The organism is Pseudarthrobacter sp., from assembly GCF_036675385.1.
Classification (GTDB): domain Bacteria; phylum Actinomycetota; class Actinomycetes; order Actinomycetales; family Micrococcaceae; genus Arthrobacter.
Genome location: NZ_JAKFFD010000092.1, coordinates 1 through 12,243, shown reverse-complemented (window position 1 = coordinate 12,243; position 12,243 = coordinate 1). Strand labels below are relative to the sequence as shown.

Below are 12,243 nucleotides of genomic sequence, written 5' to 3'. Positions count from 1 at the left end.
GATGCGGCCGGCTGCTTCAGCAATCGGTGCGACACCCTTCGGAGTACGGGCTTCGAAGAGCTCCTGGATACGGGGCAGACCCTGGGTGATGTCGTCGCCACCGCTGGCGGAAACAGCACCACCGGTGTGGAACGTACGCATGGTCAGCTGGGTACCGGGCTCACCGATCGACTGTGCGGCGATGATGCCGACGGCCTCGCCGATGTCCACGGTCTTGCCGGTGGCCAGTGAACGGCCGTAGCACAGGGCGCAGGTGCCGACGCTGGACTCACAGGTGAGTACGGAGCGGACCTTGACCTCGGTGATGCCGGCTGCGAACAGCTCAGCGATAACGACGTCGCCGCAGTCGGTGCCGCCGGCCGCAAGGACATTGCCCTTGGAGTCCACAACATCAACAGCGAGCGTACGGGCGTAGGCGCTGTTCTCGACGTTCTCGTCCAGGACCAGCTCGCCATTGGCGTCCGGCACGGCGATTGCCGTGACCAGGCCGCGCTCAGTGCCGCAGTCCTCTTCGCGAACGATGACGTCCTGCGACACGTCCACCAGACGACGGGTCAGGTAACCCGAGTTGGCGGTACGCAGCGCGGTGTCAGCAAGACCCTTACGGGCACCGTGCGTGGCGATGAAGTATTCCAGCACCGACAGGCCCTCGCGGTAGGAGGACTTGATGGGACGCGGGATGATTTCACCCTTAGGGTTGGCCACCAGGCCACGGATACCCGCGATCTGACGGACCTGCATCCAGTTACCACGTGCACCGGAGGACACCATGCGGTTGATGGTGTTCATCGGCGACAGGTTGTCACGCATCACCTGGGCGATCTCGTTGGTTGCCTTGTTCCAGATCTCGATCAGTTCCTGGCGACGCTCGTCGTCGTCGATCAGGCCCTTGTCGTACTGGCCCTGGATCTTGGCAGCCATGGTTTCGTAGCCGGCGAGGATCCGCGGCTTGTCCTTGGGTACCTCGATGTCCGAGATGGCGACGGTAACGCCTGAGCGGGTGGCCCAGTAGAAACCGGCGTCCTTCAGGTTGTCCAGCGTTGCCGCCGTGACGACCTTCGGGTAGCGCTCGGCGAGATCGTTGACGATCGTGGACAGTTCGCCCTTGTCCGCAACGTTCTCAACCCACGGGTAATCCGCCGGCAGCGTCTGGTTGAAGATGACCTGTCCCAGGGAGGTCTGGACGATCACCGGCTGGCCGGCTTCCCAGCCTTCCGGAGCTTCCCAGCCCGCGTACGGAACGAAGCCTTCGAGACGGATCCTGACCTGCGAGTTCAGGTGCAGCTCGCGGAGGTCGTAGGCCATGATGGCTTCGGCAACCGAGGAGAAGACGCGTCCTTCGCCAGCTGAACCGACACGCTTGGTGGTCAGGTGGTAAAGGCCGATGATCATATCCTGCGAAGGCAGGGTGACCGGACGGCCGTCGGACGGCTTCAGGATGTTGTTCGAGGACAGCATCAGGATGCGTGCCTCAGCCTGGGCCTCAGGGCTCAGCGGCAGGTGGACTGCCATCTGGTCGCCGTCGAAGTCAGCGTTGAAGGCGCCACAAACCAGCGGGTGGAGCTGGATTGCCTTACCTTCAACAAGCTGCGGTTCGAACGCCTGGATGCCAAGGCGGTGCAGGGTAGGTGCACGGTTGAGCAGCACCGGGTGTTCGGTGATGATCTCTTCCAACACGTCCCAGACCTGCGGACGGTAACGCTCAACCATGCGCTTGGCCGACTTGATGTTCTGGGCGTGGTTGAGGTCAACCAGGCGCTTCATCACGAACGGCTTGAAGAGCTCCAGTGCCATCTGCTTGGGCAGACCACACTGGTGCAGCTTCAGCTGCGGGCCGACGACGATGACCGAACGGCCGGAGTAGTCAACGCGCTTGCCGAGGAGGTTCTGGCGGAAACGGCCCTGCTTGCCCTTGAGCATGTCGCTCAGGGACTTCAGCGGACGGTTGCCCGGACCGGTGACCGGACGGCCGCGACGGCCGTTGTCGAAGAGGCTGTCAACAGCTTCCTGAAGCATGCGCTTCTCGTTGTTGACGATAATCTCCGGGGCACCGAGGTCAAGCAGGCGCTTGAGGCGGTTGTTGCGGTTGATCACACGACGGTAGAGGTCGTTGAGGTCGGAGGTCGCGAAGCGGCCACCGTCCAGCTGGACCATCGGGCGCAGTTCCGGCGGGATCACCGGGACGGCGTCGAGAACCATGCCGAGCGGGCTGTTGTTGGTGGTCAGGAACGCGTTGACCACCTTCAGGCGCTTCAGGGCGCGGGTCTTGCGCTGGCCCTTGCCGTTGGCGATGATGTCGCGCAGCAGGTCAGACTCGGCCTGCATGTCGAAGTTCTCAAGACGCTTCTTGATGGCTTCGGCACCCATGGAGCCTTCGAAGTACATGCCGTAGCGGTCGCGCAGCTCGCGGTAGAGGCCTTCGTCGCCTTCGAGGTCTGCGACCTTCAGGTTCTTGAAACGGTCCCAGACCTGCTCGAGGCGCTCGATCTCGGCGTCGGCACGCTTACGCACGTTGGCCATCTGACGGTCCGCGGAGTCGCGGGCCTTCTTCTTGTCGGCAGCCTTGGCACCTTCACCTTCGAGGCGCGCGATCTCGTTTTCGAGGTCACGGGCGATCGTGGCGATGTCGGAGTCGCGGTTGTCGATCAGCTGCTTCTTCTCGATGTCGTGCTCAACCTGCAGGTTGGGCAGTTCCTCGTGGCGGCTGTCGGCGTCGACGCTGGTGATCATGTAGGCAGCGAAGTAGATGACCTTTTCGAGGTCCTTCGGTGCCAGGTCAAGGAGGTAGCCCAGGCGGGACGGAACACCCTTGAAGTACCAGATGTGCGTGACCGGGGCGGCCAGCTCGATGTGGCCCATGCGCTCACGGCGGACCTTCGCACGGGTGACTTCAACGCCACAACGCTCGCAGATGATGCCCTTGAAGCGCACGCGCTTGTACTTACCGCAGTAGCATTCCCAGTCGCGGGAAGGGCCGAAGATCTTCTCGCAGAAGAGGCCGTCCTTCTCGGGCTTGAGCGTGCGGTAGTTGATGGTTTCCGGCTTCTTAACCTCGCCGTAAGACCAGCCACGGATGTCATCCGCGGTGGCGAGGCCGATCTGCATGAGGCCGAAGGAGGATTCGCTGGACATATGGTCCCTGTTCTCTCTTGTTCTCTAAATTCTGAAGTCTTGAGGGCACCTGGGTCTCGACAAGCTCGACCACCGGTTGCCCCGGTTACGGGAAGAGGGAGGTGATGCCGGGGAAAAGGCAGCGCGGCGGGGCCGCTTGCTTTTCCCCGGACATCAACCTGCTAAACCTCTTCTACGGAACTGGGCTCTGCACGAGACAGATCGATGCCCAGTTCTTCCGCAGCCGTGAAGACTGCGTCATCAGAGTCACGCATTTCAATTGTGGTTCCGTCCGTGGAGAGTACTTCCACGTTCAGGCACAGCGACTGCATTTCCTTGATCAAGACCTTGAAGGACTCAGGAACGCCCGGCTCGGGGATGTTCTCGCCCTTGACGATTGCTTCGTAGACCTTGACACGACCGTGGATATCATCCGACTTGATGGTGAGGAGTTCCTGGAGCGTGTACGCGGCGCCATAAGCTTCCAGCGCCCACACTTCCATCTCACCGAAGCGCTGGCCACCGAACTGTGCCTTACCACCCAGCGGCTGCTGCGTGATCATGGAGTACGGGCCAGTGGAACGGGCGTGGATCTTGTCGTCCACCAGGTGGTGGAGCTTCAGGATGTACATGTAGCCGACCGAGATCGGATCCGGGAACGGCTCGCCGGAGCGGCCGTCGAAGAGGCGGGTCTTGCCTGAGGAGTTGATCAGGCGGTCGCCGTCGCGCGTGACGTTGGTGGAGTCCAGCAGACCCGTGATTTCCTCTTCACGGGCGCCATCGAACACCGGCGTTGCAACAGTGGTGGAGCCACTCTCGCGCGGCAGGTTCGGCAGCTGCTTCATCCACTCGGGCTCGCCTTCGATCTTCCAACCGGTCTTGGCAACCCAGCCGAGGTGCGTTTCCAGCACCTGGCCGACGTTCATACGGCCCGGAACACCCAGCGGGTTCAGGACAATATCAACGGGGGTACCGTCGGCAAGGAAGGGCATGTCCTCGATCGGGAGGATCTTGGAGATAACGCCCTTGTTGCCGTGACGGCCGGCGAGCTTGTCGCCGTCGGTGATCTTGCGCTTGGCGGCCACGTAGACGCGCACCAGCTGGTTCACGCCCGGGGGCAGTTCGTCGTCGTTGTCGCGGTCGAAGACGCGGACGCCGATGACGGTGCCGGACTCGCCGTGCGGAACCTTCAGGGAGGTGTCGCGCACTTCGCGGGACTTCTCACCGAAGATGGCGCGCAGCAGGCGTTCTTCCGGGGTCAGTTCGGTTTCACCCTTCGGGGTGACCTTTCCGACCAGGATGTCGCCGGCTTCAACTTCGGCACCGATGTGGATGATGCCGCGCTCGTCCAGGCCTGCCAGGACTTCCTCGGACACGTTGGGGATGTCACGGGTGATTTCCTCGGCACCAAGCTTGGTGTCGCGGGCATCGATCTCGTGCTCCTCGATGTGGATGGAGGAAAGAACGTCCTCGGCAACAATGCGCTGCGAGAGGATGATGGCGTCCTCGAAGTTGTGGCCTTCCCATGACATGAATGCCACGAGCAGGTTCTTACCGAGGGCGAGTTCGCCCTGGTCCGTTGCCGGACCGTCGGCGATGATGCCGCCGACCTCGAGGCGCTGGCCTTCGTTCACCAGGACACGGTTGTTGTAGCAGTTGCCCTGGTTGGAGCGTGCGAACTTGTTGATGCGGTAGTTGGTTTCCGTACCGTCGTCGTTGAGCATAATGACGAGCTCAGCGGAGACCTCGGTAACCACACCGGCTTTCTTCGCAATGGTGACATCACCGGCGTCGACGGCTGCGGCGCGCTCCATGCCGGTGCCCACGAACGGGGCCTCGGAACGGACCAGCGGCACGGCCTGGCGCTGCATGTTGGCACCCATGAGTGCGCGGTTAGCATCGTCATGCTCGAGGAACGGGATCAGGGCCGTAGCCACGGACACCATCTGGCGCGGGGAAACGTCCATGAACTCGACCTCGCCGGCGGGAACGAGCACAGGCTCGCCTCCACCACCACGGGCGCGGACCAGGACGGTCTCTTCGGCGAACTTCTTGTTCTCATCCAGCGGAGCGTTGGCCTGTGCGATCAGGACCTCTGCTTCGTCGTCGGCCGTGAGGTACTGGACCTCGTCGGAGACAACGCCTTCAGCGACGAGACGGTAAGGAGTCTCGATGAAGCCGAACGGGTTGATGCGGCCGTAGGATGCCAGCGAACCGATCAGACCAATGTTCGGGCCTTCAGGGGTTTCGATGGGGCACATACGTCCGTAGTGGGACGGGTGAACGTCTCGAACTTCCATGCCTGCGCGGTCACGGGACAGACCACCCGGGCCAAGCGCGGACAGACGGCGCTTGTGGGTCAGACCCGACAGAGGGTTGTTCTGGTCCATAAACTGCGACAGCTGGGAAGTTCCGAAGAACTCCTTGATGGCTGCAACAACAGGGCGGATGTTGATCAGTGTCTGCGGCGTGATGGCCTCGACGTCCTGGGTGGTCATCCGCTCGCGGACAACGCGCTCCATACGGGACAGGCCGGTGCGGACCTGGTTCTCGATGAGCTCGCCGACGGCGCGGATACGACGGTTGCCGAAGTGGTCGATGTCATCGATCTCAACGCGCAGCTCGTGGTCCTGGCCGTCGCGCTTGCCCGTGAGGGTCTTCTCGCCGGCGTGCAGGGCAACCAGGAACTTGATCATGGCCACGATGTCTTCAACGTGCAGGACCGAAGCTTCCTTGTCGCCAAGGGAACGGTCGATGCCAAGCTTGCGGTTGATCTTGTAACGGCCAACCTTGGCCAGATCGTAGCGCTTGGAGTTGAAGTACAGGTTGTCCAGGAGGGACTGGGCAGCCTCGACTGTGGGCGGCTCGCCCGGTCGCAGCTTCCGGTAGATGTCCAGCAACGCGTCTTCGCGGGTCTCGGTGGCGTCCTTCTCCAGCGTTGCGCGCATGGAGTCGTACTGGCCGAACTCTTCGAGGATCTGGCCTTCGGTCCAGCCGAGGGCCTTCAGCAGAACGGTGACGGACTGCTTGCGCTTGCGGTCGAGGCGAACGCCGACCTGGTCGCGCTTGTCGATTTCGAGTTCAAACCATGCACCGCGGGACGGGATGATCTTGGCAGTGAAGATGTCCTTGTCACTGGTCTTGTCGGCGGTGCGCTCAAAGTAGGCGCCCGGTGAACGGACCAGCTGGGAGACGACCACACGCTCGGTGCCGTTGACGACGAAGGTGCCCTTCTCCGTCATGAGGGGGAAGTCGCCCATGAACACGGTCTGCTGCTTGATTTCGCCCGTGTTGTTGTTCATGAACTCGGCCTTGACGTACAGCGGTGCCGAGTACGTTGCGTCCCGGTCCTTGCACTCGGCCATGGTGTACTTCGGGTCAGCGAACTCCGGATCGGAGAAGCTCAGGGACATGGTGCCCTGGAAGTCCTCGATCGGGGAGATCTCTTCAAAGATGTCCGACAGTCCGGACGAGGTGGCGACGCTGAGATCGTTTTCTTCGACGGCCTTCGCTACGCGCGCCTGCCAGCGTTCGTTTCCGACCAGCCAGTCGAAGCTGTCCGTCTGCAGGGCAAGGAGATTCGGAACGTCCAGCGGTTCGTGAATCTTTGCGAATGAGAGCCGGCGAGTGGCACCATCAGTGCTGTCGGCGGTGTTAGCGGTTTCGTTATTAGAGGTGCTCGAGGCGACCAAGAGGGATCCTTCCACAGACCTTCAGGCGTTTTCAGATCTCCCCCGCTGTGCACCCTGCGGAATGACTCCGCAGTGCTACCATCCGGTTCCGCTATATGACCCGGGCCGGGGCTTTCCATACAATGACGTTGTTGACGGCACGTTGATGGTCAGCTGCCAGGCAAAGCCCACCGCTATATGAAGGCTGAAGGTAAACAGGGAAGACGCAAATATCTACGATACGGCAAAACCAATTACGTGTCTACCCCACAACCGGACTTATTGCAAGCACTGATTTTTTGGCTCCCGGACCGCGATCAGAGGCGGAGCGTAACGCCCTCGGCGGTGCACTCGTTGGCGTTGGCGAAGACCGCATCACGCACACCATCCTTGGACGCCTGCTCGGGATCGCCGCCGCTTTTCGCGGCCGTGGAGTGGTCAAGCGCGAGGACGCTGAGGGAGGTAAACAGTCCCACCAGGTTCCCCGACACCGTGTCCTTGGCGTCCTGCGCGGCAAAGTAGATGTCCTCGTAGGCGTTGGAATCGTCCTGGATGGCCTTGTAGTCGGCATAGAGCGAGTTGAACGTCTCGCAAGCTCCCTTAACACCACCGGCCTGGGGCGCTGCCGACGGACTGGAAGAGCGCGACGGCGACGCGGTGGAAGGTGCCGACGTGGACGCAGTGGGGGCTGCTGTGGATGAAGTGCTGTCCGGCGCAGGAGTGGCAACGCTGCAGGCGGTGAGTCCGGCGAGGCTGGCCATGGCTGCCGCGGCGAGGATTTTCTTCAAGATGCTGCTGCTCCCTGTTTTGCGTTGCTCTGATGTTTTGCGTTGCTCTGTTGCTTTCGTCTTCGCCGTCCACCCTACGCACCACCGCGACCTCGCGCACAACCGGCGGATGGGTAGTTCTCCCCTGGTGGCCACGGCCGGCACGATTGGAATCATCGGCACCCCTGCGGCGTTTGGATAAATAGGTGACAAGCCTCACGGTAGCCTTGGAAGTACATCGATTCAGAGCGGAAGAGATCACAATGGGCAACTCCAACGACAACACTGACGTGGTCATCCTGGCCGGTGCGCGCACGCCGCAGGGCCGGCTCAACGGGCAGCTGGCGAGCTTCACCGCCGTCGAACTGGGAGCGCACGCGATCAGGTCCGCGATTGCAGCGAGCGGCGTGGACGCCAGCCAGGTGGACGCCGTCATCATGGGCCAGGTACTGCAGGCCGGCGCCGGGCAGAACCCCGCACGCCAGAGCGCTATCGGAGCGGGAATCGGCTGGAACGTTCCGACCGTCACCATCAACAAGGTGTGCCTGTCCGGGCTGACCGCGGTGATCGACGCCGCCAGGATGATCCGCAGCGGCGACGCCACCGTCGTGGTGGCCGGCGGCCAGGAATCCATGACCCGTGCGCCTCACCTGCTGCCGGGTTCCCGCCAGGGCTGGACCTATGGCACCATCCAGGCGCTGGACGTTGCGGCGCACGACGGCCTCACGGATGCATTCGACGGCCAGTCCATGGGCCTGTCCACCGAAACCAAGAACCTGACCCTGGGCATTGACCGGACCTCGCAGGACAACGTGGCCGCCCAATCGCACCAGCGCGCGGCGCTGGCGGCGAAGAACGGCGTCTTCGACGACGAGATCGCACCCATCAGCGTCAAGCAGCGCAAGGGAGATCCCGTCGTTGTCTCCACGGATGAAGGGGTACGGCCCAACACGTCCATCGAGTCCCTGGCCGGGCTGCGGGCAGCCTTTGTCAGCGACGGAACCATCACCGCCGGCAACTCCTCTCCCCTGTCCGACGGCGCCTCCGCACTGGTGCTGGCATCGCGCCGTTTCGCGGAGGAGAACGGCCTGGAATACCTGGCTGTGGTGGGGAAGCCCGGACAGGTTGCCGGTCCGGACAATTCCCTGCATTCGCAGCCGTCCCACGCCATCATGAACGCACTGCAGCGGGCGGAATGGAGCACCGGCGACCTGGACTTCATCGAAATTAACGAAGCGTTCGGTTCAGTCGCGGTGCAGTCGCTGAAAGACCTGGACTACCCGCTGGAGAAGTGCAACATCCACGGCGGCGCCATTGCCCTGGGCCACCCGATCGGAGCTTCCGGTGCGCGGTTGGCGCTGCACGCGGCCCATGAACTCAAACGGCGGGGCAGCGGCAAGGCCGCGGTCTCCCTGTGCGGCGGCGGCGGTCAGGGCGAAGCGCTCCTGCTGTACCGGGACTGATGGCGGGCACGGACTGATGGCGGGGCAGGCGGACAACGGGAGCGCCGCCGTCGGACGTCAGCGCTTCCTTGCTGACGCCGCCGCGCGCGGCTTGGACGTGCAGCTGGTGGAGCGGTTGGCAGCGCGGAGCCTCGAGGAGGCTGCCGGGATCCTAGGCATCACGCCCGCGGACATCGTGAAATCCCTGGTGGTCAAGCACAAGGACGGGACGTTCCTGTTCGCGCTGATTCCGGGCGACCGGCAGATCTCCTGGCCAAAACTGCGGACCCTGGTGGGCGTCAACAAACTCTCGTTGCCGCCCGCGGACGTGGCGCTTGGTGCGACCGGCTACGAACGCGGGACCATCACCCCGCTCGGCAGCACCACCGCCTGGCCGGTGTACGCGGACGCCACCATTGCCGGCCGCCGGATCTCCATGGGCGCCGGCGAACACGGCTACAGCGCGTTTGTGGACGCCGATGCGCTCACCGCAGCACTGGGCGCCGTCGTCGCCGATATCTCCGAACCGAGCTAGCAACGCGGGGTCACTCACGGCCCAATAGTGGGCACTTCAGGGGCATTATGTGACCCCGCGTTGGGTTAAATGCAGGAAAACCCCGCCCACCGAAGTGGACGGGGTTTTCCGTGAAGCGGCGTGAGTTACTTGAGGGTAACGGTTGCGCCGGCAGCCTGGAGCTGCTCCACTGCCTTCTCGGCAGCTTCCTTCGTGACGCCTTCGAGAACAGCCTTCGGAGCGCTGTCAACAACGTCCTTAGCTTCCTTCAGACCCAGGGAAGTGATTGCGCGAACTTCCTTGATCACTGCGATCTTCTTTTCGCCAGCTGATTCGAGGATAACGTCGAATTCAGTCTGCTCTTCAGCTTCTTCAGCTGCGCCGCCACCGGCGGGGCCAGCAACAGCAACTGCAGCTGCAGTAACTTCGAAGGTCTCTTCGAAGAGCTTGACGAACTCGGAGAGCTCGATGATGGTCAGTTCCTTGAAAGCTTCAATGAGCTCTTCGTTGGTGAGCTTCGCCATGGTGTGGCGTCCTTCCTATAGGTGGTGCTTGGCGGCCTGGGCCATTGCCTTCACACCGGAGTCTGGTGGGTGAAGAGAAACTAGTTCTCTTCGGCAGCGGGTGCTTCAGCCGAGGCTTCTGCAACTGCTTCGGGGGCTTCGTCTGCGGCCGGAGCTTCTTCAGCGGCGGGAGCCTCGGCAGCTGCCGGTGCACCGTTCTCTTCTTCAAGCTTGAGGCGCAGTGCGTCAATCGTGCGTGCAGCGGCGGCAGCAGGAGCCTTGAGGATGCCTGCAACCATGGCGAGCTGCCGCTCGCGGGACTCGAGCGCTGCCAGTGCAGAAACTTCGCTGGCGGTCAGTGCCTTGCCCTCGAAGTAACCGGTCTTGATGACCAGCTGCTTGTTGGCCTTGGCAAAATCCGTCAGGCTCTTGGCAGCTGCAACTGCGTCACCCTTGATGAACGCGATTGCAGTGGGGCCGGAGAGCTGGTCGTTGAATGCTTCGACACCAGCTTCCTTGGCTGCAATTGCGGTCAGGGTGTTCTTGACGACCGAGAACTTGGTGTCCTGGCCGAGAGAAACACGCAGCTGCTTGAGCTGTGCAACGGTGAGCCCGCGGTATTCGGTCAGGACAGCGGCGTTCGATTCCTTGAAATCGTTAGTGATCTCAGCTACTGCTGAAACCTTTGTAGGCGTTGCCATAACCCTCCTTCCGGGGATAGTGCCGGTATGCGACGGTCCCCGCTCAGATGAGCTAAAACGAAAAAACGCCCCGCGCAGATGCACGGGGCTTGGCTCAACACGGTTTTCACTGTGGAGCGTTGCTTCGTTCACCTGCGCCGGCCGCCCTATGTTCAGGGTCCTTCGTCCAGAAATACATTTGGCCTCCCGCACACAACTGCAGAGTTGAGCTGCGTTCAGGAGAATGGATTTCCAACAACCGACGGTCTTTGGTAGTTCAAGCTTACGGGACGGGCCGCCGGACCACCAAATCGGCCTCAGCTCTTGCTGGTCCCCAGGTGTGGGAGCTCTTTCTGCCAGATGCCGGTCACGCCGGCCGTGGTGAAGCCCAGCTGCTGGTTGACCGTCAGCAGATACCTGTTCTCCGGCGCGTTCCAGGTGTAGATCACCCGGGCATCGGGGAACTGCTCGGTGAGCCGCTCCATGTTGGCCACCTTGATCAGCAGCCCCAGCTTGTTCCCGCGGTGCTCCTGCAGGACCAGGGTGTCGTCCTGGAACACCACATCGGGCCGGTGCGCAAGGACGCTGATGGTGGTCAGGCCCACCAGTGCCCCGGTGGCCAGATGCTCGACGGCGGTGACCACCGTCCGCCTCCCCTGCGCGATGGTGACCTCTTCCGCCTCGCGGAGGATGCCGCCGTCGAACACCATGTCCTGCTCAACGGGAGTCTCCAGGGAAGGGTCGACGTCGGCGCCCGCCTGGTTTTCGAGCACGGCCACGGCCTCCAGCCACTCATCCGGGCAGCGGTCCGTCCAGTGATGAAGCCGGTACCGCCCGTTGTTGGCTTCATCGGCCTCGGCCTGGAGATCGGCCACGAGTTTGGTGTCCAGGGGCAGTGCACAGGCGCTGAACTGTTCGATGTGCTGCAGCGTGTAGCCCGTCCGGCGCGCGAATTCGACTTCCCGGCTGTCCAGCGGCACAAAGCCCTGCCCGGAACCCGGCACCAGCTGGGCCGCCTCGAACTCGTGCAGGGACGCGCCGGGATGGTTGGTGTCAACGAGGATCAGCGTGCGGCCCTCGCTGCGTGCCAGGTGTTCTGCCGCGAGCAGCAGCTTGCGGCCCACCCCCTGGCGCTGGAACTCCGGCAGGATGTCCAGCGTGAACTCCGCCATGTCCAGGTTGTCAGTCAGCGGCAGTGCAATGTCCACCGTGCCGATGATCTGGTCCCCGGCCTTGGCCACCAGGATGATCTGGCGCTCATAGGGATCGGCCAGCTCCAGGAGCTTCTCCAGCGGCGTGTACGCGAGGTCATCACTGCCCCAGGTCTGCATCCGGACTTTGCGGCCCACCTCCACGGCAGCCAGAAAATCCACTGCGTCGGGCGCGTCCACGGTATCCGGGATCCACAACTGCTCGATCCGTACATCTTCTGCCATCAGGTGCGTCATCCCAGCCGTTTCTGCCATTCGCCCTCATAACCAGCAGGTTTGAATCCAAGCAAATTATTTATCGCCAGCATATGCCGGTTTTCCACGGCGTTCCATGTCAGCACCGA

The 12,243-nt window shown here is 62.6% G+C and carries 8 protein-coding genes and 1 pseudogene; 2 read left to right on the top strand and 7 right to left on the bottom strand.

Annotation, left to right across the window (positions count from 1 at the left end):
- From V6M49_RS07360 to V6M49_RS07350, 3 genes are all read right to left on the bottom strand, one after another.
- Positions 1-3,132 (bottom strand): DNA-directed RNA polymerase subunit beta' (locus V6M49_RS07360; RefSeq protein WP_332760715.1); only part of this gene is annotated, 3,132 nt, incomplete at its 3' end.
- 161 nt (positions 3,133-3,293) lie between these two features.
- Positions 3,294-6,803 carry a DNA-directed RNA polymerase subunit beta gene (gene rpoB / locus V6M49_RS07355; RefSeq protein WP_104062650.1) on the bottom strand — a complete coding sequence of 1,170 codons (3,510 nt, stop codon included), beginning with the start codon at positions 6,801-6,803 and terminating at the stop codon, positions 3,294-3,296.
- Positions 6,804-7,099: 296 nt separating this feature from the next.
- Positions 7,100-7,570: a hypothetical protein gene (locus tag V6M49_RS07350; RefSeq protein WP_332760714.1), complete on the bottom strand. Its 471-nt coding sequence runs from the start codon at positions 7,568-7,570 to the stop codon at positions 7,100-7,102.
- A gap of 242 nt (positions 7,571-7,812) precedes the next feature.
- Between V6M49_RS07350 and V6M49_RS07345 the strand changes: the two genes are divergently transcribed.
- Together V6M49_RS07345 and V6M49_RS07340 are read left to right on the top strand one after the other, a co-directional pair.
- A complete protein-coding gene (locus V6M49_RS07345; protein WP_332760713.1) occupies positions 7,813-9,012 on the top strand; it encodes an acetyl-CoA C-acetyltransferase in 1,200 nt (399 codons plus the stop codon).
- Positions 9,013-9,028: 16 nt separating this feature from the next.
- Positions 9,029-9,526 (top strand): aminoacyl-tRNA deacylase, encoded by a 498-nt coding sequence (locus V6M49_RS07340; RefSeq protein WP_104062636.1) that lies wholly within the window; start codon positions 9,029-9,031, stop codon positions 9,524-9,526.
- A gap of 125 nt (positions 9,527-9,651) precedes the next feature.
- Here V6M49_RS07340 and rplL read toward each other — a convergent pair whose 3' ends face one another.
- From rplL to V6M49_RS07320, 4 genes and pseudogenes are all read right to left on the bottom strand, one after another.
- Positions 9,652-10,029: a 50S ribosomal protein L7/L12 gene (gene rplL / locus V6M49_RS07335; RefSeq protein WP_056344416.1), complete on the bottom strand. Its 378-nt coding sequence runs from the start codon at positions 10,027-10,029 to the stop codon at positions 9,652-9,654.
- A gap of 80 nt (positions 10,030-10,109) precedes the next feature.
- Positions 10,110-10,709 (bottom strand): 50S ribosomal protein L10, encoded by a 600-nt coding sequence (rplJ, locus tag V6M49_RS07330; protein ID WP_141141217.1) that lies wholly within the window; start codon positions 10,707-10,709, stop codon positions 10,110-10,112.
- Between the two features lie 296 nt (positions 10,710-11,005).
- The gene (locus V6M49_RS07325; RefSeq protein WP_141142151.1) at positions 11,006-12,124 is read right to left on the bottom strand and encodes a GNAT family N-acetyltransferase; all 1,119 of its coding nucleotides are present in this window, start codon (positions 12,122-12,124) and stop codon (positions 11,006-11,008) included.
- An 8-nt stretch (positions 12,125-12,132) separates the two neighbouring features.
- Positions 12,133-12,243: pseudogene (locus tag V6M49_RS07320) on the bottom strand (GNAT family N-acetyltransferase); the annotation flags it as partial.